The sequence below is a fragment of the Sphingobium chlorophenolicum genome, from assembly GCF_000722875.1.
Taxonomy (GTDB): domain Bacteria; phylum Pseudomonadota; class Alphaproteobacteria; order Sphingomonadales; family Sphingomonadaceae; genus Sphingobium; species Sphingobium chlorophenolicum.
This window is the reverse complement of the sequence record NZ_JFHR01000014.1, coordinates 76,106-96,853: the sequence shown is the minus strand read 5'-3', so window position 1 is coordinate 96,853 and position 20,748 is coordinate 76,106. Positions and strand designations below refer to the sequence as shown.

Genomic DNA, 20,748 nt, shown 5'->3' with positions numbered 1-20,748 from the left:
TCACCACCCCCTTCCTGAACAGCCTTGGCGGTGAGTTCGGCGATCGCTCCATCTTTCCCCCGCAGATTGATAACGCAATGGCGCAAAGCGATTGCGTCGTTGCGGCTCTTCAGGAGGCTGGAAAAAATGCCTTCTTAAAAAAGGGGTTACGCCGATGCGAGATGAAGGGCGGCACGGAGCGATTGCGCATTCGGTATCGAAAGCAGGACGATTGGCGAGCGACAGTATCGCGGCGCTGGTCGTGGGCGGATTGATGATGGTGCCTGACGGCGCGGAAGCGCAACCGGCGCTGCGCTTTTGGGATGGCAGCGATCCGGCCAAGCGTGAGAATGGCGTCATCGACGGTGGTTCGGGCGTCTGGAGCGCCACCGATCCGAGCTGGACCGACAGCAGCGGCACGGTGAATGGGCCGATGCGACCCGTGCCTGCCTTCTCCGTTTTTCAGGGCCAGGCCGGCACGATAACGATCGACGACAGTGAAGGGGTTCCGGCTGTCACCGGCATGCATTTTCTGACGGACGGCTATCGCCTTGCCGGCGGGCAACTGAAACTCGATGGCGGTGCCTATACCTCGGTTCGTTCGACGGCGGGGGCGACCACGCGGATCGACGCCGAACTGACCGGTAATGGAAGCGTGTTCTTCAATGATTTCGGCACGGTCATCCTGACCGGCGCGAACAGCTATCAGGGCAATATGCGGGTCGATGGCGGCACGGTGATCGGCAACACGGATTCGATCCGCGGCAATCTGGAAAATGGCGGCACCGTCATCTTCGATCAGCATGAGGACGGACTCTTCGCCGGGGGCGTCAGCGGCCTGTTCAGCTTCTGGGGCTTCATGATCAAACGGGGTGAGGGCACGCTTACCTTTGACGGCGGCAGCAATCTGGACTGGCGCGTGGAGGAAGGCGCGCTTGTGGCCCCCGCGGCCGGCTTTGGCGGCAATGTCGAGATAGGTGCGGCGGGACGGCTGACCTTCGATGCGGGCGAGGGGGCAGGGGCGGAAACCATCTATCCCTACGCCCTTTCAGGCAATGGCCGTTTCGACGTCAGGGGAGCCAATATGCTCGTCCTGACCGGCCAGTCCACCTTCTCCGGCCGAACCGAGATTGCCGACAGCACACTGCGGGTCGATGGCACGCTGGGCGGCACGCTCCATGTCGGTGCGAACGGCGTGTTGGGCGGCCGTGGGCAGGTCGGGGCCGTGGAGATCGCCACGGGTGGACGCCTGACGGGCAGGGCTGGGGCGACGCTTCATATGGGACATCTTGCACTTAACACCGGTTCGATCACCCAAGCTACATTTGGGGAGACGAATGATCCGGCGCTGTTCGATGTGGCGGGCGATTTGACGCTGGACGGCACGCTGCATGTCGCCAATGGCGCGCCGCTGGGCGAAGGGCTTTATCGGCTCTTCAGCTATGGCGGCAGGCTCACCGACATGGGGCTGGAGATCGGTGCGGTGCCTCCCGGTCAAGCTGTCGACAGCCTTTCGATCCAGACCGCGACCGTGGGGCAGGTGAATCTGCTTTCCGGCACGGCGGCGCGCCCCTTGCAATTCTGGGACGGCGGCGACCCGACCCGCTATGGCAATGGCCGGGTGGACGGCGGCCCCGGCACCTGGCGCAACGGAGCGCTCAGTTGGACCGGGCAGGACGGGGCCAGCAACGAGGCCGGAAAGGCCGATGGCTTTGCGATCTTCACCGGCAATAGCGGGCAGGTGCTGATCGACAACAGCGCCGGGGCGGTAAAGACGGGCGGATTGCAGTTCGCGACCGGCGGCTATGTCCTGTCGGGAGGCACGCTGACATTGGCTGGAGGGGATCGCACGATCATCCGCGTCGGCGCGGGCAGCGAGTGGGATGCCAGCCTGACCGCCGAAATCGCCGCGCCCCTGTCCGGAGCCACGACCCTGGTCAAGCGCGATGCGGGCACGCTCATCCTGTCCCGCGCCAACAGCTACACGGGCGATACCGAGGTCGAGGGGGGCACGCTGGTCGGCGATGCCCGCGCGCTTCGCGGCAATATCCGCAATGCGGCGACGGTGGTGTTCGATCAGCGGGACAATGGCAGTTTTTCCGGCGCGATCCGGGCGCTCGATGGGAACGCCGGGACGATGGTGAAAAGGGGCAGCGGCGTGCTGACGCTCACCGGTGTCAGCTCGCTCGACTGGCGATTGGAAGAGGGGCGGCTGGCGACCGCCGCGAGCCGCTTTACCGGCAATGCCGACTTGCGGCAGGGCGCGGAACTCCGGTTCGCAGAGACCGGCAGCAGCAGCTATTCCGGCCGGATCAGCGGCAGCGGGCGGTTCATCAAGGCGGGCGGCGGTTCATTGATCCTCAGCGGCGATTCCTCCGGCTTCACCGGCAGCACCCAACTTCAGTCCGGACGCCTGGTCGTCGACGGAAAGCTGGGCAGCCAGATTGCAGTGGAGGCAAACGCGCTACTGGCTGGCCGCGGTACATTGGGGTCCGTCCGGGTCGCTCCGGGCGGCAGGATCGGGCCCGGCCCAGGGATCGCCACACTGCACGTCGAGGGAGATCTGACCTTCGCGCCGGGAAGCCGCTATGAGGTGGAGGCCGATCCGTTCGGCACGTCGGCGGATGCGATCATCGTCACCGGCGTCGCGACGCTGGGCGGCACAGTCGCCCATATCGGCAACAACGGCAATTACCGGCCCAGTTCCACCTATGTCATCCTGCTTGCGGAGGGCGGCGTGCAGGGCCGGTTCGACGCGGTTACGTCCACCTTTGCCTTCCTGACGCCTACGATCCGCTATGGCCATGACAGCGTGAGGTTGAGGCTGGATCGCAATGACGTCCGGTTTAGTGCTGTCGCCGCATCCCCGAACCAGCAGGCGACCGGCGCGGCGCTGGAAAGGATGGCGGCGGGCAGCACAGTGCAGGACGCCGTGTTGATGAGTGACGCCGAAACGGCGCGCAAAGCCTTCGATCAACTGTCCGGTGAATTTCACGCCTCGCTGCGTTCTGCATTGATCCAGAATAGCAGCCTGTCGCGTGATGCGGCGCTGGACCGACTGCGTGGGACGGTTCCGGACCGTCCGGGGCTGACCTATTGGGGGCAGGCGCTCGACGCCTGGAGCCATTGGCGCAGCGACGGCAATGCCGGGCGGTTCGACCAGAGTTCGTCGGGCGGACTGATGGGCATTGAGGTTCAGGCGCCCGACAGCAGCTTTCGCCTTGGCATGATCGGCGGTCACAATCGCGATCGCATGAGGGGAGAGGGGCAGGCGGATGTGGATAGCTACCACGCCGGGCTCTATGGCGGCGGGACGCTGGGCCGGGTGGCGTTGCGCGGCGGGCTGGCCTTCGCCCGGCAGGATGTCGCGGTCCAGCGTTCCGTACGCTTTTCCGGTTTTGCCGATGGGGTCGCCACGCAGTATCGCGCAACGACCGCGCAGATATTTGGGGAGACCGCATATCGCATCGAGACGGCGGCCGGATCGATCGAGCCCTTCGCCAGCATCGCGCATGTGCGGCTGGATGTCGGTCGCGGGCAGGAAAGCGGCGCGTCGGCGGCGCTGCAACTGGAGGCGGATTCCCTGCGCACCAGCTACGCGACCGCAGGCACGCGCGGCGACCTCGATCTGGCTGTAGGAGGCGCTCGGCTCGCGGTGCGCGCCTCGGCGGGCTGGCAGCATGTTTTCGGAGATCAACTGCCGGTGGTTCAGGCGGGCCTTGACGGCCAGCGTTTCGCGGTCAGCGGCCTGCCGATTGCACGCGACAGTCTGATCAGCGAATTGCGGTTGCATGGCGCGATCCGCAACCGGTTGCAGATCAATCTCGGTTATCGGGGCGCGATTGCGCGAAGTGGGCAAAATCATCAGCTTCAGGCCGGGCTGAACTGGCAATTTTGATCTTGCGGAAGAGCAATTGGTCTGGCTGAAGAAAGGCTGGCGCCTGGCTGTGGAAGGGGTGGCCTGATCGCTTTGCGTGCCCTCATATCCGGCCATGCAGCGTTGCATCCGCAATCCATCGCGGATGACATCTCGGTGCTGGAGGAATGGAGCGAGGATGATGGACCGGCGCTGTCGCCCGGTCCCCTCCGCCTCACATGATCACGGTGAAGCTGTTGCTACCCGAAGTGCATCTTTCCTGCCTGATTTGCTCAAGGCGCTGGCGAATATGGCGGCGGCGATGGAACAGGCAAAATGCCCGCTTGACCAAGCTAGTCACGACCCTCTCCCTCTTATTTTGCGCGAAATCTAGCATCGGCTTTCGTTGCCACAATATATCGTTAGGCATGCGAAACGGACGGGTTGCGCCTGGCTTTTGAGAATCAAGGGAAAATTGTCGCAACGGCCGCAGGCCGCCTTTCCTCATGGGATAAAGGCGCGGGTTTTATGAGGGATAATGGAAAGGTGGCGGAGACGGAGGGATTCGAACCCTCGGTAGCCCCTTAAGGCTACGACGGTTTAGCAAACCGCTGGTTTCAGCCACTCACCCACGTCTCCGCACGAATTTGCCCACCGGATGAGGTGAGCAGTGGCTAGATGTCGGCCTATAGCGGCGGGTTTCATGCATGGCAACGGTCCCCAACAGAGAAAAATCGCGCTTATTTCCAAAAGAAGATTCGGACTGGCGCGGAATCGACTCGGGTCGCCGTTCGTTCATTGTCGTTTCAGCTTGTTCCCCGATAATCTGAAATATGGTTGAAGAGCGGGTCCTTTGGGGAGTAGCGGGCATGATCGGGTTTTTGGGGCGGGTTTCAGGCCGCGCAGCGCGCGCGGGCGCTTTGGCGGTCGCGCTGGCCGGCATGGCGCTGACGCCGGTCGCCGTGCAGGCGCAGGTGCGGACCGTCGATCCCAACAGCGCCATCGATTCGGACCTGGCCCCCGTGCCGCAGCAAGGCGGCACCCCAACCGATCCGGGCGTCGATCCTGCCGTCCAGTCCGGCAGCGGCGTCCCCGCCGACAATGGCGCGGCCTATAACCCACCTCCCGCCAGCGCCGGTTCGACCGCGACAGGCGCGCCGGTGACGGCCAACTCTCCCCCGGCGGCGATCGCTCCGGGCGATTCCTACCAGGAAGACGATCTGATCGGCGCGGCCGAGGGCGTGTTCGGCAAGGGCGCGGAAGGGCTGGCCGGCATCATCGAGAAGATATTGAAGGATCAGGGCCGTCCCAACGCCTATATCGCCGGGCGCGAGGCGTCGGGCGCGTTCGTGGTCGGGCTGCGCTACGGATCCGGCACGCTGAATCACAAGGTGGAGGGCAAGCGGGAAGTCTATTGGACCGGGCCGTCCATCGGCTTCGACGTGGGCGGCAACGCGGCCAATACCTTCGTGCTGGTCTATAACCTCTATGACACGCAGGATCTTTATCACCGCTTCCCCGCGGCGGAAGGCACCGCCTATCTGGTGGGCGGTTTCACCGCCAGCTATCTGCGCTGGGGCAGCGTGGTGCTGATCCCGATCCGGCTGGGCGTCGGGTATCGTCTGGGCGTCAATGCCGGTTACATGAAGTTCACCGAGAAGCGGAACTGGCTGCCCTTCTGAGGGATTTGGAGCGTGGGCCTGAAAATCCTCCCTACGCAAAGCGTGGGGAGGACTTTTAGGCCGTTCCTATAAGGAGAGGTTGAGTTGTCCGCCGACCTCTGCCGGTTCCTCATGATCCAGATTGTGCACGCCCAGCCCCAATAGCCGCGCTCCCATGCGGAGCGGCAGTTGCGCCCGGAGCAGGGCCCGGCCCGTCTCCGCCAATATGTCGGGCGAGCGCACCGGGCCGCCGAAGCTCTTCGATCGCGTGATGATGCGGAAATCCGCGAACTTGACCTTGAGCACCACCGTCCGGCCATAGGCGCCGCTCTTTTCGATCCGGCCCCAGAGATTCTCCGCGATCCGATCGATTTCCGTGATCAGCGCATCCTCCGCCGTCAGATCGTCGAAGAAAGTATCCTCCACGCTCACCGATTTGCGTTCCTGCCGCTCATGCACGGGGCGGTCGTCCTCCCCCCGCGATGCGCGATAATAGAACAGCGCGGCGCTGCCGAAATGATGCTGGAGGAAAGCGAGATCCCGCGCCCGCAAATCCGCGCCCGTCTCTATGCCCAGCGCCTGCATCCGTTTCGCCGTCACCGGCCCGACGCCATGGATGCGCCGCACCGGCATCTTGGCGATGAAGGCCGCGCCCTCCTCCGGCCGGACGACGCAAATGCCGTCGGGCTTGTTCTGGTCCGACGCCAGCTTGGCGATCAGCTTGTTGTAGGAAACGCCCGCCGATGCGGTGAGGCCGGTTTCCTCCCGGATCAGGCGGCGGATTTCCTCGGCTATGCGCGTGGCGGAAGGGATGTCCGGCTTGTTCCGCGTGACGTCGAGATAGGCTTCGTCCAGCGAAAGCGGCTGGATGATGTCGGTGAAGCGCGAGAATATCTCCCGCACCTGGGCCGATACGGCGCGATAGACCTCAAAGCGGGGGCGGACGAACAGCAGGTCGGGGCAGAGCCGCCGCGCCCTGGCGCCGGGCATGGCGGAGCGGACGCCATATTTGCGCGCTTCATAGCTGGCGGTGGCGACCACGCCGCGGGGACCGCCGCCGCCCACCGCCAGCGGCTTGCCGCGCAGGCTGGGGTCGTCGCGCTGTTCGACCGACGCGTAAAAGGCATCCATGTCGATATGGATGATCTTGCGCGGCGGGGTTTCCATGGGGGCGTTATGCCACAGGGCGAGCCGGAAGGCAGCCCTCGGCGTGGCAACAGGCGCAGGCTATCGGGCAGCCCGCGCCAGCCTCATTTCTTGTCCTTGAGCGACAGCAAAGCGGCGAAGGGACTGGCCTGCTCCTCGCTCAGCACGCCCGCTTCGCGCAGGACGGCGTCGGCTTCCGGCGCGCGCGGATAGGGGGTCATGGCCAGGGCCACCGTCTCGGCCACCGCTTCGCCCATGTCGAGGACCAGGCCGTCATAGCCGATCGTGTCGCAATCCTCGGCATCCAGTTCCAGTTCGTCGCCTTCGGGCGCATCCTCCCCTTCCCGGACGAAGCGCAGGAGGAAATCGGTGTCGACCGCTTCCGGCACGGCGACCCCGGTGGCGACGCAGGGCTGGGCGAGATCGGCGCGCACCCGTCCCTTGGCGTAGATCGCGCCATTTTCCTCGCTTAGCGCATAGTCCGCCTCCAGCCGGTCGAGCGCGAGCAGGTGGAATCGCTTCGCCAATGCCTCCCGTTCGGCGGCGTCGGCTGTGATGGTCACCGGCTGCGCATGGCGGGCAAGCTGGTCGACCCGCACGGGTCGCGAAAATTCGGGCGCGGCGCTCATCCAAGGTCTCCCGCCATCAGCGCATCGCGGCTGACGCAGCCGAGCCGGACCCAGCGCGACCGCAGATGCGATTCGACATGCGCCAGCGCGTCGGCGGAGGGCGCTTCGCCGCGATAGAGGTTGCGGGCAATCGCTTCGCCCAAGTCTGCTTCACCGAGGTCCGCTTCGCCCGACAATGCGGCGCGATAGGCCGCCAGACGCCCGCCCAGCGCGCTTACCATGCGGCCGATATGCTTGCCGACGACGACGTCGCCAATCCCTTCCTGCCGCAACTGGCCGTCCATGTCGTCCACGAACAATTCGGTCAGCCAGACGCTTTCCTGCGCTGCGCCCAGCGCCTCCAGCCGCATCAGCGCCTGGGCGAGGATGGCGACGATCATGTCGAAGCGGCCGTCCATCGTGTCGGGAACCTGCCCCTTCACATACCAATGGGGCTGGCGTCCCTCCGCGACGATGGCGTTGTAGAGGGTGCGCATCGCGTCCCTGGGGTCGCTTGGCGCGAACAGGCGCTGGAAGATGCTGGGCATGACGAAATAGTTTCCTGGCTGAACCGAAAGGCGGCCCCTTGCCGAGGCCCACGCATTTCCATATTGATCGGCCAGCCGCCCGATGCAATGGCGGCTTTGTTTTTCGACAAGGTCCGGGGCGTGCCCCCGCAGGAGAAGTTCATGCGCCAGTTCAGCCGCCAATCCCGCAGCGGGCGGATCCTGCTTGGCGCGGGCCTTTGCGCGCTGCTGCTGGGCGCGTCGGGTTGCGCGCGCATCCGCACCCATCAGGGCTATCAGGTCGACAAGCTGCTGGTCGATTCGGTGCAGCCGGGCATCGACAACCGCGCATCGGTGGAAGGCACGCTGGGTCGACCCAGCTTCGTCGCGCAGTTCGGCGATCAGGACTGGTATTATGTGTCGCGCGACATGCGCGCGCTGGCCTTTTCCAATCCTAAGCCGGTGGCGCAGACGGTGCTGCATGTCCGCTTCGACGCGGCGGGCAATGTCGTGGCGGTGGACCGCATGGGGCTGGAGCAGGTGGCGAAGATTTCCCCTTCGGGCGACAAGACGCCGACGCTGGGCCGCCATCGCAGCCTGTTCGACGAGATTTTCGGCAATATCGGCGCGGTCGGCGCCGGTGGCATGGGCGGTGGCGGCGGCGGCGGCGGCAGCAACACCGGCGGGCCGAACGGGAGCTAGAGGCTGTAGGCTGACCTCTCCTATTCCTCCCCATCGGGAGATGGGGAGGTGGCGGCGCGTAGCGTCGACGGAGGGGAATGGGGCATGACCTCCGAATTTCCCCTCCACCACGCTTCGCGCGGTCCCCCTCCCCACGCTTCGCGTAGGGAGGATTTTAGGCACAGCGCCGCTCCTACAGTTTCAAGCCGTCAGCCAAGCGCGTCGGCTGACATCCCAATGCCCGCAGTCGATCGATATTGAGGGCGGGGAAGCCCCAATCCTCCTTGCCCACACCGTCATCATGCACGACCGGCGCGCCCGTTTGCTCCGCCAGCAAGGTCGCCAGTTCCGCAATCGTCGTGCGAACGCCGCTGCCGACATTGAAAGCCCCCGCATTCTCGCTGCCCAGCAGCAGCAGCATGGCCCGCGCCACATCGTCCACATGGACGAGATCGGCCCCGAACCCGCCGCTGCCATGCACGCGGATCGGCCCACCGCTGGCGGCTGCCTGCGCCATCACGGCCAGCGCGCCGCTCTGCTGGCCCGGCCCATAGACCGACGCCAGCCGCAGCGTCTGGAGCAGCACATGTTCCCCCCGACAACGATCCGCCGCATAGATTTCCTGACAGACCTTCGAACCGAGATAATAGCCTCTGCTGCCCGGAAAGAGGGGCGCATGTTCGTCCGGCGATTCCGGAGTCGGCGCATAGGCGTTGGCGCTGCTCACCTGCATGATCCGCCGCACGCCCGTCCTGATCGCCGCATCGACCAGTTTCAGCGTGCCGAGCGCGTTGATCCGCCAGCAGCGTTCCGCTTCGGCGGGGTCGCCATGATGGGCGGGGATATGGGCAGCGAGATGCACCAGCGCCGCGCAGCCGGAAAGGTCTACATCCTCCACCGCCGACAGATCGAGAAACGCCCATTCGTCCGCCGGATCGGCATCGGGCGGCGGGCGGCGGCCGAGATGGCGGATGCGCCAGCCTGCCCGGCGCGCCATGGGCGCGAAAGCGCGGCCGACAAAGCCCGAACCGCCGGTCAGGGCGAGCAGGGGGAACGACCCGCTCATTGCACCGCGTCGATGCGCTCATGCGGCACGAACATCTCGTCCAGATAGCGCAATATGACCCCCGGACGGACCGGCGGCTGGACGATCGGCGTGCCGTGCAGCAATTTCCGCACGCACATCTCCACCTCGTTGAAGCCCGCCATGGCGCGCAGCGGCGTCGTGCCGGAAAAGCGGGCGTTGATCTCGAACACGCGGGGGGTGCCGTCGGCGTCGGTGCGGAACTGGAAATTGGCGGGGCCATGGGGTTGCAGCGCCCGGCCCAGCGTCCGCACCTGATCGTTCAGTTCCGGATAGTCGCCAACATAGGCGCGATAGGTGTTTCCGTCGCGCAGGTCGCGGCGCATCACGATGGACGCCTGCACCTCGCCATCGAAGACGAGGGTGGACGCGGTATATTCGCAATCGGCGCTGCCCACGCATTGCTGCACGACAAGCCCGCCGCGTCCCTCCAGCGCAGATGCCAGTCCGGCGCGGTCATGCACCACCGACACGCCGACCGAGCGCGCGCCGATCCGGGGCTTCACCACCAGCGGAAAGCCGACCTTGGTGATCAGCGCTTCGACCGCTTCCTCATCCTCGCCAGCGGCGGAGGCAGGGTGAGGCAGGCCGACGCTTTCGAAGAAGCGCGCCGTTTCCAGCTTGTCGTCGGCGATGGCGACGACGCGAGGATCGCTGACCAGCACATGCGTCCCGAACAGCGCCTCCAGCCGGTGGCGTTCGGCGGCGAACCAGGACAGTTCGACATCGGTTCCGACCAGCACCACGTCCGGCCGTTCCTGGTCCAGCAGTTGATGGATGCGGTCGCCAAAGGCCGGGTCATCGGCGAAGGGCAGGCGATAGGCCCCGTCCGCCCAGTAAAGGCCGGAGGAAAGCGGATTGGGATCGGCGGCGATCACCCGGCAATCCAGCGCCGATTGCCGCAGCGACTTGATAATGCCCTGCCCCAGCACCGCGCCCGCTCCGGTAACGAAAATCTTCATGCGAAGAACCGGCAGAGCCGCTCCTGCGTGGGGGCGGACAGGGTGGTGGCGCGGATCGCGTGCATCTGGTCCTCCGGATCGAAATCGATATCGCGGGTTTCGATGGTCACAAGCTCCCCCCTGATCTCGATCATTGCCCATTTCGGCATGCGGTCCCGGTCGTCGCGGGGCTGGCCGAGCGAGGCGAGGGTGAAGATGGTGGCCGCCCGGCAGTCATAGCGGCGATGCCGGTGGACATGGCCGAACAAGCCGTAGAGAAAACCCCGCGCCGCGACCGTGGCGGCGGCTTCCTCCGCCTCCCGCGCCGAACGGATATAGCGCCAGTCGCCGAAATCGAAGGGGTTGGCATGGGCGGCGAACAGCGGCCCCTGCGTCCAGCTTTCGCGCCAGTCGAACGCCTTCATGCAGCCGGGCGGGATATGGGCGTCGGTCCAGTCCACGCTCTCCCGCAGCCAGTCTGGCAGGTCGGCGCGATAGGCGTCCGCAGCGGCCGATCCCTGATAGAGCAGGTCGTGATTGCCGCTGATCAGGATCGCCCCGTCGCGCGCCGCCGCGCCCTGCACCAGTTCCAGCGTCTCCAGCGGCTGCACGCCATAGGTGAGCAGGTCACCCAGGATCAGCATCCGGTCGAACCCCTCCCGCCGCGCAGCGGTGAGCGCGAGTTGCAACGGCTCGCTGGCGGCATGGATATCGGTCAACACCGCTATTCGCATGGCGACACCGGGCGGGTCAGGGGAGGCGCGGAGAGATGCGGGCGGCGGGCATCGATCAACTGCCGGTAGAGGTCGAGATGCGCCGCCGCGCAGCCTTCGATGGAGAAGCGCCGGGCGGCTTGCAGAGCGCCCTGCGACAGCGCGGAATAGCGGGCATCGTCGCTCAATGTGTCCAGCATCGCTTGCGCCAGCGCGGCGGGGTCGGATGGCGGGACGAGCGCGCCGTTGACGCCCGGCGTCACCATTTCGCGATTGCCCGCCACGGCGGTCGCGACGATGGGCAGGCCGCTCATCGCCGCCTCGATCATCGCGATGGGAAACCCCTCCCAGAGGGAGCAGTTCACGAACAGGTCGGCCTGCCGCATCAGCGCGTCGACATCGTTGCGCGCACCCAGCAGCTCGACGGGTTCGTCCACGGCTTGTGTCCGGAGTTGGACGAATTCCGGTCCTCCGCCCGCGATGCAGATGCGAGCGCTGCGGCCTTGCGCCGCCAGTGCTTCGGTCAAGGGGCGGGCGGCGCGCAGCAGGGTCGGATAGTCCTTCTGCGCCGACACCGTGCCGACGGCGAGGATCATGGGATCGCGCCGGGCCGCCATGCGCGGCTCCTGCGCCTGGAACCGGTCGCTGGCCGCATTCAGGATCATGCGGATGGGCTTGCGCGCATGGCCGCGCAGCAGCACCTGGCACTGGTCGCTGATCGCGACATAGCTGTCGACGATGCGGTTGAAGAGCGCGAACGCCGCCGGGGGGAAGGACAGGCGGCTGTTATGATGGGTCAGCACCACCGGCACGCCGGGCATGGCGAGCGCAAGAGGAAACAGGGCGCGAGCGCTGTGGGCATGGATCACATCCGGCCGGATATCCCGCAGCGCCCGGCGCAAGGCCAGCGCCCCGCCCAGCCAGTCGTTGCGGTTGGCGAGGCCCAGGGAAAGAGCTTTCGCGCCGCCCGCCCGTACCCGCGCCATCATCGCCGCTTCGGTATCGGACGCATTGCCCACCTGCGCGGCGTCGCTGAGCGCGATGACGGCCGCTTCATGCCCCCCGCCTGCAAAGGCTTCGGCCAGATTGCAGACCAGCATTTCCGCTCCGCCGGAGGTGAAGCTGGTGATGATGGAGCAGATGCGCATGTCACAGATCCACGCCGGTGGCGGCCAGCAGAGACAGGGCGCGTGGCGACAGGTCGGCGCGGCAGCGTTCCAGCACCAGATCGGCCTGATCGGGGCTGAGCCACGCGCCGAAGCCGCCCGCCTTGCCGCTGCGCATGCGCAGGCTCTGGTCGTCGTTGCGGTCATAATCATGGCCGGGAATGCCGCCATCGCGTTCCTTGTCACGCATCCGGTCGAACTGCGCGGCGGCGACGGCGCGGGCGAGGATTGCGGGCTGCGGCTCCACGCCCAGAAAGGCGAGGATGGCGGCGACGGTCGGCATCGGTTGGCCAAGCATTTGTTCATAGCTGATCAGGTGATGCGGCCGCCCCTCCAGCCCCGCCGCCCAGCCGTTCAGATAGTCGGTCAGCGCGGCCATTCCATATTTGGGTTCGTCCAGGAAAGCGGCCATGTCGCCGGAAAAGCTCTTCTTGTGCCGGGTCGCGTGGAAATAGGCGGACACGATCACGTCGCGGGGATCGCGGACGAGGAACAAGACCGGCCGGTCGCGGAACAGCCGCTCTCGGAAAGGGAGATGGCTGACCAGCACCAAGGGCAGTTCCCCATCGCCGCCGCGCCCGACAAAGGCGTCGATGCCGCGCACGGGATCGCGGTCGAAATTGGGCAGGATGCGGAAGGTGCTCGTGAGGTCGGGTTCGAAACCCAGGCCGGCGCTCTCGGCGAAATAGCAGGACAGCAGATAGCGCAGCCAGGTTCGCCCGCTCTTGGGATAAGAGACGAGGAAAGCGTCGGCCCGCGCCGCCGCCAGCCGCAGATGCGGTTCGTCCCGCAGCCGTCGCCGCATCGCCCGCGCAAAGCCCTTGAGCGACATCATGTTCATATTCCGGCCCTCACGCGATGACGGTCGAGAAGGCTGGTGACGACCGACTGCCACTGGGCGAGCACCTGATCATGGCCGAATTGCGCCATGCGTTCCCGTGCCGCCGCGCCCAGGGCTTCGCGCCGCGCTTCATCGGCGCAGAGGGAGACGATCGCTTCGCCCAGCGCCGCCGCGTCACCATTGGGCACCAGCAGGCCGCTCTTGCCATGTTCGATCATTTCCGCCGGACCCCATTGGCAATCGAAGGAGATCACCGGCAATCCCGCGCCCATCGCTTCGCCGACGACGATGCCCCAGCCCTCGAAACGGGACGAGAGGATGAAGATGTCCGTGCGGGCAATCCATTCGCCCGGCTTTTCCGTCACGCCGGGCAGGCTGACCCGATCCGTCAAGCCAAGGCGCGCGCATTGCCCCTCCAGCGCCTTGCGTTCCGGCCCCTCGCCCCAGATCGTCAGGGTCCAGTCGGGGATGCGCGCCGCCACTTGGGCGAAGGAGTCAAGCAGCAGGTCGAAACCCTTTTGCGGCACCAGCCGCCCGACCGCGCCGATGGTACGACCTCCGACGCGGCGATCCCCGCCCAGAGCGGCGGGCGGCACGGGATTGGGGATCACCCAGCCCTTCACGTCCATCGTTGCCCTGAACCAGTCCATCGCCCCCTGCGTCATGGTGATCAGGCCGGCCGCGCGCGGGTAGGTCATCCGCCGTAGCCTGCTCCACACCGGTCCCACCATTTGCAGCGCGGGATTGTTGCGTTCCGACACGATCACCGGAATGCCCAGCGGCCGGGCGGCGAGAAGCGACAGGATATTGGTGCGCGTCAGGAAGCTCACGACCAGTTCGGGCCGGACTTCCTCCAGCGTCCGGCTCAGCAACCGCTGTCGCCGCAGCATCGCCAGCATCCCGGCGGGCGCGGCGCGGCGGCGCGATTTCATGCCCAGCCGGATGATCCGCACCTCCGGACGATAGGCGTAATAGGAGGGGACAGACGGCTCCTCGAACACGATCAGGCTGATCGCCCAACCCTGCGCCGCGAAATGGTTGCAGAGCAGGCTGACGATATGTTCCGACCCCCCGGCGCCCAATCCCGGCAGGACGAACGCGACTTTGGGTGGCCTGGATGCTCTTACCAGCATGGCGGCGGGGTTCCTGTATGATCACGCTGTTACGCCGGTCAGTGTCCTAGCCGGGGCGGCTCAAGTCCATTGCGCGAAGGGATTAGCGGCTGCCTCTTTGGATGGCGGCGTCAATAATGGACGCGCAGTTCCAGGCCCCCGCGGAAACGGTCGAATTCGTCAAGCGCAACGCTGCTGTCGCGTTTGGAAAAGCGCGCCGTCGCCGCGATGGCGACGCGGCGGTTGACGGCATATTCCAGCTCGCCCGTGACGCCATAGAGATGGTCGGTGTCATCAACGCCGAAATATTTGCTGCGGCGGTAGAGAATCCCCAACTGGGCCGACAGATTGTGGCGGATTTCCTGTTTGATCCCCAGCCGGAAGCGCATGTCTTCGCGAGACTGTACCCCGGTTCGGTAGGTGGCGACATTGCCGACGAAACCCTCCAGCGAGATCGCCGTGCGCGGACGAGGGGCGTAGGTCAGGGCGATCTGCACCGACATACGGGTTTGCGATTCGATCAGCTTGTCCTTGGCGTCCAGGCGATAGACGCCCACCGCCGCATCGCCGCGCAGCGTGCCGCCCGGATCGATGGCGATGCCGATCCGCGCGCCATAGGTCGACGCATCGCGGTTGAACTGGCCCGGCGCCGGGGCCAGCCGGAAATTGCGATGCGCCGCGACCCCCTCCACGAAAGCGCTCATCAGCGGCGACACGCGCAGCATCACCCGCGCAAGGCCGCCGACCGCATCCAGATCGCGTTCCTTATCGATGGCGCGGGTGTACCGCATCCGCGCGCCGGTCGCCTTGACCAGAAATCCGATGCGCGAACCCTGATGCAGATAGGACAGGTCGCCATCCACCAGATTCAGTTCACGCGGGCCGATACTGGGCAGGGTGTTGCCCTCCGGCTCGCCCCGATCCTCTATGAGATGCTGCCAGCCGGCGGCGACGGTCAGCCGGTCGGCGGCTGACGGGTTCCAGTTCAGCCCGGCGGACACGCGCCCGCCCTCCGCATCTTCCTTGTCATATTGGAAATATCTGCGGAAATCCCCTTCCGCCCGGGCGGTCAGTTCCAGTGCGCCGCCCTTGCGCAACAGGTCGACATAGGGACGGACCTGAAGCCGGAAATCATCCTTCTCGCCAAAGGCCTGGGCATAGATATTGCTGTCATATTCCAGCCGGGCGCTACCGCCGATCCTGACGGTCGCGCTGCCCAGCCTGAGCGGCGTCGGTTCGAACAGCGCGGCAGGCTCGCCCTGCAAGGGGGTCGCCGGGTCGAGATCCTGCGCATGGGCGTCGGGAGGGGTCGCCATCAGCAACAGAGCCGCCGCGCCGCCCGAAGCGGGACCGAAAACCGGGCGGCGCATCAGAACCACTTTTCATAGATGCGCACGGTGTCGCCGGGCTGGATCATGTCGCGCTCGCCCGCCCGGCCGACCACCTGGCGGCCATCGACCATGCGGGTGATGGCGACGCTGCCTTGTTCGGCGCGGAAGGTGTAGCCGCCCGCGACGGACACCGCCGCCAGCACCGACATGCCTGCGCGATATTGATATTCGCCGGGACTTTTCACCTCGCCCAGCACATAGAAGGGGCGCAGCTTCACCGGCTGGACGCTGACCGTCGGCGCGTTGAGCAACTGGCGCTGGGTCAATTGCTGGGCGATGCTGGCCTGCAATTCCGGGACCGTCCTGCCGCCCGCGTCGATATCGCCTAGCACCGGCAGGGAAATCTGGCCGCGATCGTTGATCGTGTAGCTGCTGTCGCCGGAATCGGTCCCGCTGAGGCCGGGAATCGCCACCCGCACCTCATCCCCCGCGCCCAGGCGATAGGCGACGGTCGGGGCGGGCGGAAGGCTGGCGAGACCGGACAGCCCGCTCGAACAGGCTGTGCTCAGGGCGAAAAGGCCGAGGAAAAGGCCATGATGAAGCCGGTTGCGCATCTGCGTCCCCTCTCGATGGATATGGCGTAAGTTTAAGCCCTTCGACTGATTCAGGGACGGGCAATAACGGGTCGCGGCAGGCAAAAAGGGGCGAGAGGCCGAACGCTTTGGGGATGATTCGAAGGAGAAGTGTGGGAGAGCCAGGCCATCCTCCGCGCACTCCGTCATGCTGAACTTGTTTCAGCATCCATTTCTCCCCAGGCGACCAAAGCGTCAGGAGGCACAATGGATGCTGAAACAAGTTCAGCATGACGAATGGGAGGGGGACATTCTAAGCCGCCAGCCGCCTATCCTGCCGCCAATGGCTGAGATCGCGGCCGATCAGATCCTCCAGATCGGCGATGTCCCGCGCATAATAGTCGACCATGCGCTGGCGCAGCGCCGGGGCGAGCGGCGGATAGGCGATCTGCCGGGCGAACACACCGCGCACCCGTTCGAACACGACATTGCCGCGCAGCGGACGCACCGCCTGCTTCAACGGCGCGAGCGCGGTGCGCACCGGCAGGGGCAGGAAATATTCGCTGCTGTCGTTACGCGGATCGGACCCCACCTGCGTGGAATAATGGCAGGGCGCGCCGATATGATCGCTGACGATGGCGACCGTCACTTCGGGGGCGGCCTTCACATCCTCGAACAGGATCACCTTGATCTGATCCGCATCGAAATGGTCAAGCCAGCGGCGCAGATGGCGGGCATAGAGGCCATCCTCCAGAAAGCGCGGCTGGCCGTTCGGGCGGCCGTCCAGATAATGTTCCGGCCCCTCCGTCACGGTGCCGCGCCGGAACAGCATCTTGTAATCCGAATAGGCGCGGTCGACCGGGTTGCGAAGCTGCACCACCAGCCGCGCTTCGGGCAGGACTGCCGCAAGGCGGGCGGCCGCATCGGGATGGGCCAGATAATCGGCGGACTTTTCCCCCAGCATCTGGTCGGGCCGCGCTCCGTCGAAGAATTGGCGATAATGGTCCAGGCCAAGCGCATAATCCTGACTGAAGAAATGCGGCTCCGGCGCGGGCAGGTAGATGGCCGGATTGTCCTGAAGCTGGTTGTGAATCCAGGTCGTCGCGCCCTTGACGGCGCCGATGATGACGAAATGCGGCAGGCGGTCGTTGCTCATCGTCTCATATCCCCTTTCGCGGGCAATCCTGCTCCGCCAGCGCGATCTCAAGGCAGTTGGCGAGCCGGTGCATGTCTCCCTCGTTCAGCAGATGGTCGACCGGGAAGGCTATGCTGCGGCGGCCAATGTCCTGCGCCACGGGCAGCCTGCCGTCCCGGCGCACATCGATGCCTGCAAAGGCCGCCTCCTGCGTCATGTCGGCGCAGGAGCCGCTGCCGACCGGCATGCCCATGCGCGCCATCCGGTCGATGATCGGCGCGGTTCCGCCTTCGCCCAGCCGGTCGGCGGCGATGGTGACGTAAAGCCGGTAGAAGGCATGGCCCACATGATCCGGAATCTCCGGCACCTCCACCGCCGGATCGGCGCGCAGCAGGCGCATCAGCACCTGCGCGTTGCGGCGGCGGCGGGCGATCCAGCCGGGCAGCTTGGCAAGCTGCGCCAGCCCGATGGCCGCCTGCATTTCGGTCATCCGCCAGTTGCTGCCGAAACTGTCGTGCAGATAGCGGAAGCCGCTGGCCGTGGCGGGCGTGAAGAATTTGTCCGGATTCTTGCCATGGTCCTTATAGGCCCAGGCCCGTTTCCAATGCGCCTCGTCGCGCAGCAGCAACATGCCCCCTTCCCCGCCGGTCGACATGATCTTGTCGGTGCAGAAGGAGAAGGCGGCGGCGTCGCCGAAGCCGCCGACCGGGTCGCCGCGAAAGGTCGCCCCATGCGCCTGCGCGCAATCCTCGACCAGCCACAGCCCCTTTTCGTCGGCCAGCGCCCGAAGCGCATCCATGTCGCAGGGCCATCCGGCGAGGTGCACGCACAATATCGCCCGGCTGCGCGGCGACAGCATGCGGCGGACCGATTCCGGATCGATGGCGTTGCTGGCCGGATCGATATCGGCGAAGACCGGCATCGCGCCCACCGCTACGATGCAGGCCGCGCTGGCGAAGAAACTGCGCGAGGGCAGGATCACCTCATCCCCCGGCCCGACGCCCAGCGCCCGCAGCGCCAGTTCCAGCGCGACCGTGCCGTTGCTGACGGCGATGCCATGGGGCATGCCGCAAAAGGCCGCGAACCCGGCTTCGAAGGCGCGGCTCTGGTCGCCATGGACCATCGCGTTGACCCGGCCGCTCTCCAGCACGTGCATGACAGCCGCGACCTCATCCGCCTCATGCTGGGGCCAGCGCAAGGCGGGATCGTCGAGCGGGCTGGCGCGCGGAGGGAGTGCGGCGCGGGCAGGGGCGGCTTGCATCATGCTTCTCCCAAAATCAGGCGACATCGCGCGGCAGATCGGTCGGCAGGGCGACCGGGCCTTCCGCCGGGCGCGGCGTCATGAACAGCGTGTCGGCGCTTTCCGCCGCCAGCCGCCGCAATATCTCCGCCCAGCGCGAACTGGCCGATGCGGCGACCATCTCATGGGTCAGGCGCACCAGTTCATCCGCATCCCCCGCCGCTATCAGCCGGGCAAGCTGGCCGAAACCCTCCACCAGCATCTCCAGCGGAATGGGAGAGGGCATGGCCTCGAAAATGCCGGGAATGGCACTTTCGATCTTGTCCTCCGACGTGTCGAACAGTTCCTCGAACAGTTTTTCGCCGGGACGAAGCCCGATGAACTTGATCGGCACGTCGATGTCCGGACGCAGCCCCGCCATGCGGATGACGCGGCGGGCGATCTCCACGATCTTCACCGGTTCGCCCATGTCGAGGACGAAGATGGTGCCGCGTTCCGAATCCGTCTCCAATGCCCGGGCGCTGCTTTGCAGGATCAGCAGCACCGCCTCCTGCACCGTCATGAAGAAGCGTTCGATGTCGGGATGGGTGACGGTCAGCGGCTTGCCGTTCGCCAGTTGCTGCTGGAACAGCGGGATCAGCGACCCGCTGGACCCCAGCACATTGCCGAAACGCACGGTCAGGAAGCGGGGGCTGTCGGGATCGCAACTGCCGATCAGGTCGAGCGCCTGGCAGTATAATTCGCCCAGCCGCTTGGTCGCGCCCATCAGGCCGACGGGGTTCACCGCCTTGTCGGTCGATACCTGGATCATCGCCCGCGCCTCGAACTCGCAGACGGCGTCCGCGACGTTGCGGGTGCCCAGCACGTTCGTGTGCACCCCGGCGCAGGGATTGGCCTCCACCATCGGCACATGTTTGAGGGCAGCGGCGTGGAAGACGATTTCGGGCCGCCGCCGTTCGAACACCTGCCACAGCGCGGGACGCTGGCGGATCGAGCAAAGTTCGGCGTGGAAGCGGACATGGGGGAATTTCTCCCGCGCCTCCATCTCTATGGCGTAGAGATTATATTCGCTGTGATCGAGCAGCACGATCTCCACCGGCGAATAATAGGCAAGCTGGCGCACCAGTTCGCCGCCGATGGTGCCGCCCGCCCCCGTCACCATGATCCGCGCTCCGGTGACGACACGCTCCAGATAGCTGTGCTGCACCGTGATCTCCGGGCGCCCCAGCAATTCGGCCAGCGGCATCTTCTCTATGGCCAGCCGGTCGCCGTCCATGGATTGCGCGCTGGTCCAGGGATTGCGGAAGCGCGAGACGACCAGATTTTCCTGCTCGGCCAGATTCGCGATGCGCAATATCTGCTGCCGGTCCAGCCGTTCGCTGCTTTCCTGCACCACCAGGCTGACCGGACGCTTGCCCAGGCGGTCGAGGTCCGCGACGATCCGGGGCAGCATCTCCGGCGATCCCAATATCGGCAGGCCGCCGACGTTCAGCCGCCGCTCATGCCCGTCGAAGGAGATGAGGCCGACAATCTCCAGCCCCGATCCGCCGTCGGTGGGCACCAGGTCGGCCATGACCCGCGCCCAGTCCAGCTCGCCCAGCAGCAATATGCGGCGGCGCGCCTGCACGGTCCGGCGCAGCCGGGCGGAACGCACATGTTTGTAGAAGGCTCGGCGCGAAGCCCGCGCCGCCAGCAGCAGGACGACGGTCAGCGGCACGTCGACCGTCAGGAAGATGGTCATCACGCCGCGCATCATCTTTTGCGGGGCGATCAACCCGGCGGTGATCATCCAGATGAGCCAACTGCTGGCGAGCAGGCTGGCCGCCAGCGACAACGCGTCCCCGACCGACAGGAAGCGCCAGCTTTGCCGATAGGTGCGGATGACGAACAGCATCGTCAGGTTGACGCCGACGAACAGGGCCATGAACCAGGGGTCGAACAGCGTCCGGGGCATCGGCAGATCGGACAGGATCAGGCGGGAAAGCATGAAGCTGCCCAATATGATCAGCGCGTCCAGCATCAGGATGATGATCAGCCTGATCGCCTGGAAACGCGCCGCCCCCCGCGCCGCGAAGGCGCGGACGGCGGCATCCAGCCGCAGGAGGGGCGTGTCCGCGACGGCTTCCGTCCCGTCCTGCCCGGCTGGCGCGATATTCGGCATCCGCTCGTCTCCGAT

At 66.0% G+C, this 20,748-nt stretch carries 18 protein-coding genes and 1 tRNA gene; 3 read left to right on the top strand and 16 right to left on the bottom strand.

What is annotated here, in order from left to right; genetic code table 11:
• The first annotated feature begins 211 nt into the window (after positions 1-211).
• Entirely contained in the window at positions 212-3,877 is a 3,666-nt protein-coding gene (locus tag BV95_RS08085; RefSeq protein WP_234703122.1) for an autotransporter outer membrane beta-barrel domain-containing protein, read from the top strand.
• Between the two features lie 193 nt (positions 3,878-4,070).
• On the opposite strand, the gene BV95_RS24735 is transcribed toward BV95_RS08085, so the two are convergent.
• Both BV95_RS24735 and BV95_RS08080 read right to left on the bottom strand, forming a co-directional pair.
• Positions 4,071-4,196, bottom strand: coding sequence for a hypothetical protein (locus BV95_RS24735; protein WP_267880729.1), 126 nt, complete (start codon positions 4,194-4,196; stop codon positions 4,071-4,073).
• Positions 4,197-4,382: 186 nt separating this feature from the next.
• Positions 4,383-4,474, bottom strand: a tRNA-Ser gene (locus BV95_RS08080).
• 230 nt (positions 4,475-4,704) lie between these two features.
• Here BV95_RS08080 and BV95_RS08075 point away from each other — a divergent pair.
• Positions 4,705-5,517: a DUF1134 domain-containing protein gene (locus BV95_RS08075; protein ID WP_037449811.1), complete on the top strand. Its 813-nt coding sequence runs from the start codon at positions 4,705-4,707 to the stop codon at positions 5,515-5,517.
• Positions 5,518-5,583: 66 nt separating this feature from the next.
• Here the strand turns inward: BV95_RS08075 and dinB are convergent, their stop codons facing one another.
• The 3 genes from dinB to BV95_RS08060 all read right to left on the bottom strand — a co-directional run bounded on the left by dinB (position 5,584) and on the right by BV95_RS08060 (position 7,798).
• Positions 5,584-6,663 (bottom strand): DNA polymerase IV, encoded by a 1,080-nt coding sequence (gene dinB, locus BV95_RS08070; protein ID WP_037449808.1) that lies wholly within the window; start codon positions 6,661-6,663, stop codon positions 5,584-5,586.
• Between the two features lie 83 nt (positions 6,664-6,746).
• The gene (locus BV95_RS08065) at positions 6,747-7,271 is read right to left on the bottom strand and encodes a DUF177 domain-containing protein (protein WP_013848078.1); all 525 of its coding nucleotides are present in this window, start codon (positions 7,269-7,271) and stop codon (positions 6,747-6,749) included.
• Positions 7,268-7,798: a ubiquinol-cytochrome C chaperone family protein gene (locus BV95_RS08060; protein ID WP_037449804.1), complete on the bottom strand. Its 531-nt coding sequence runs from the start codon at positions 7,796-7,798 to the stop codon at positions 7,268-7,270. Before BV95_RS08060 ends, BV95_RS08065 begins: the two co-directional genes overlap by 4 nt.
• Positions 7,799-7,885: 87 nt before the next feature.
• On the opposite strand from BV95_RS08060, the gene BV95_RS08055 reads away from it, so the two are divergent.
• Positions 7,886-8,458 carry an outer membrane protein assembly factor BamE gene (locus tag BV95_RS08055; RefSeq protein WP_037449869.1) on the top strand — a complete coding sequence of 191 codons (573 nt, stop codon included), beginning with the start codon at positions 7,886-7,888 and terminating at the stop codon, positions 8,456-8,458.
• 172 nt (positions 8,459-8,630) lie between these two features.
• On the opposite strand, the gene BV95_RS08050 is transcribed toward BV95_RS08055, so the two are convergent.
• The 11 genes from BV95_RS08050 to BV95_RS08000 all read right to left on the bottom strand — a co-directional run bounded on the left by BV95_RS08050 (position 8,631) and on the right by BV95_RS08000 (position 20,733).
• A complete protein-coding gene (locus BV95_RS08050) occupies positions 8,631-9,503 on the bottom strand; it encodes an NAD-dependent epimerase/dehydratase family protein (RefSeq protein ID WP_037449801.1) in 873 nt (290 codons plus the stop codon).
• Complete coding sequence (locus BV95_RS08045; protein ID WP_037449798.1) at positions 9,500-10,483, bottom strand: ATP-grasp domain-containing protein; 984 nt, start codon at positions 10,481-10,483, stop codon at positions 9,500-9,502. The genes BV95_RS08050 and BV95_RS08045 overlap by 4 nt, the downstream gene beginning before the upstream one ends.
• Complete coding sequence (locus BV95_RS08040; RefSeq protein WP_234703121.1) at positions 10,480-11,184, bottom strand: metallophosphoesterase family protein; 705 nt, start codon at positions 11,182-11,184, stop codon at positions 10,480-10,482. The genes BV95_RS08045 and BV95_RS08040 overlap by 4 nt, the downstream gene beginning before the upstream one ends.
• A 2-nt stretch (positions 11,185-11,186) precedes the next feature.
• Positions 11,187-12,323 carry a glycosyltransferase family 4 protein gene (locus BV95_RS08035; protein WP_037449792.1) on the bottom strand — a complete coding sequence of 379 codons (1,137 nt, stop codon included), beginning with the start codon at positions 12,321-12,323 and terminating at the stop codon, positions 11,187-11,189.
• Between the two features lies 1 nt (position 12,324).
• Positions 12,325-13,182 (bottom strand): sulfotransferase domain-containing protein, encoded by an 858-nt coding sequence (locus BV95_RS08030; protein WP_037449789.1) that lies wholly within the window; start codon positions 13,180-13,182, stop codon positions 12,325-12,327.
• Positions 13,179-14,315: a glycosyltransferase family 4 protein gene (locus tag BV95_RS08025; protein WP_037449785.1), complete on the bottom strand. Its 1,137-nt coding sequence runs from the start codon at positions 14,313-14,315 to the stop codon at positions 13,179-13,181. Before BV95_RS08025 ends, BV95_RS08030 begins: the two co-directional genes overlap by 4 nt.
• 110 nt (positions 14,316-14,425) lie before the next feature.
• A complete protein-coding gene (locus BV95_RS08020) occupies positions 14,426-15,664 on the bottom strand; it encodes an outer membrane beta-barrel protein (protein ID WP_037449781.1) in 1,239 nt (412 codons plus the stop codon).
• Positions 15,664-16,239: a polysaccharide biosynthesis/export family protein gene (locus tag BV95_RS08015; RefSeq protein WP_037449778.1), complete on the bottom strand. Its 576-nt coding sequence runs from the start codon at positions 16,237-16,239 to the stop codon at positions 15,664-15,666. Before BV95_RS08015 ends, BV95_RS08020 begins: the two co-directional genes overlap by 1 nt.
• Positions 16,240-16,510: 271 nt before the next feature.
• Positions 16,511-17,353 carry a sulfotransferase family protein gene (locus BV95_RS08010; protein WP_037449775.1) on the bottom strand — a complete coding sequence of 281 codons (843 nt, stop codon included), beginning with the start codon at positions 17,351-17,353 and terminating at the stop codon, positions 16,511-16,513.
• A 4-nt stretch (positions 17,354-17,357) separates the two neighbouring features.
• The gene (locus BV95_RS08005) at positions 17,358-18,596 is read right to left on the bottom strand and encodes a DegT/DnrJ/EryC1/StrS family aminotransferase (protein WP_037449772.1); all 1,239 of its coding nucleotides are present in this window, start codon (positions 18,594-18,596) and stop codon (positions 17,358-17,360) included.
• A 13-nt stretch (positions 18,597-18,609) separates the two neighbouring features.
• Positions 18,610-20,733 carry a polysaccharide biosynthesis protein gene (locus BV95_RS08000; RefSeq protein ID WP_037449769.1) on the bottom strand — a complete coding sequence of 708 codons (2,124 nt, stop codon included), beginning with the start codon at positions 20,731-20,733 and terminating at the stop codon, positions 18,610-18,612.
• Between the last annotated feature and the right edge of the window lie 15 nt (positions 20,734-20,748).

Excerpts from the sequence above, each read along its gene's own strand:
- BV95_RS08030 (WP_037449789.1), bottom strand. The coding sequence starts at position 13,182 with ATGAACATGATGTCGCTCAAGGGCTTTGCGCGGGCGATGCGGCGACGG.
- BV95_RS08020 (WP_037449781.1), bottom strand. The coding sequence starts at position 15,664 with ATGCGCCGCCCGGTTTTCGGTCCCGCTTCGGGCGGCGCGGCGGCTCTG.
- BV95_RS08055 (WP_037449869.1), top strand. The coding sequence starts at position 7,886 with ATGGCGGCTTTGTTTTTCGACAAGGTCCGGGGCGTGCCCCCGCAGGAG.
- BV95_RS08010 (WP_037449775.1), bottom strand. The coding sequence starts at position 17,353 with ATGAGCAACGACCGCCTGCCGCATTTCGTCATCATCGGCGCCGTCAAG.
- dinB (WP_037449808.1), bottom strand. The coding sequence starts at position 6,663 with ATGGAAACCCCGCCGCGCAAGATCATCCATATCGACATGGATGCCTTT.
- BV95_RS08045 (WP_037449798.1), bottom strand. The coding sequence starts at position 10,483 with ATGAAGATTTTCGTTACCGGAGCGGGCGCGGTGCTGGGGCAGGGCATT.
- BV95_RS08025 (WP_037449785.1), bottom strand. The coding sequence starts at position 14,315 with ATGCTGGTAAGAGCATCCAGGCCACCCAAAGTCGCGTTCGTCCTGCCG.
- BV95_RS08015 (WP_037449778.1), bottom strand. The coding sequence starts at position 16,239 with ATGCGCAACCGGCTTCATCATGGCCTTTTCCTCGGCCTTTTCGCCCTG.
- BV95_RS08005 (WP_037449772.1), bottom strand. The coding sequence starts at position 18,596 with ATGATGCAAGCCGCCCCTGCCCGCGCCGCACTCCCTCCGCGCGCCAGC.
- BV95_RS08075 (WP_037449811.1), top strand. The coding sequence starts at position 4,705 with ATGATCGGGTTTTTGGGGCGGGTTTCAGGCCGCGCAGCGCGCGCGGGC.
- BV95_RS08000 (WP_037449769.1), bottom strand. The coding sequence starts at position 20,733 with ATGCCGAATATCGCGCCAGCCGGGCAGGACGGGACGGAAGCCGTCGCG.
- BV95_RS08035 (WP_037449792.1), bottom strand. The coding sequence starts at position 12,323 with ATGCGCATCTGCTCCATCATCACCAGCTTCACCTCCGGCGGAGCGGAA.
- BV95_RS08060 (WP_037449804.1), bottom strand. The coding sequence starts at position 7,798 with ATGCCCAGCATCTTCCAGCGCCTGTTCGCGCCAAGCGACCCCAGGGAC.
- BV95_RS08050 (WP_037449801.1), bottom strand. The coding sequence starts at position 9,503 with ATGAGCGGGTCGTTCCCCCTGCTCGCCCTGACCGGCGGTTCGGGCTTT.
- BV95_RS08065 (WP_013848078.1), bottom strand. The coding sequence starts at position 7,271 with ATGAGCGCCGCGCCCGAATTTTCGCGACCCGTGCGGGTCGACCAGCTT.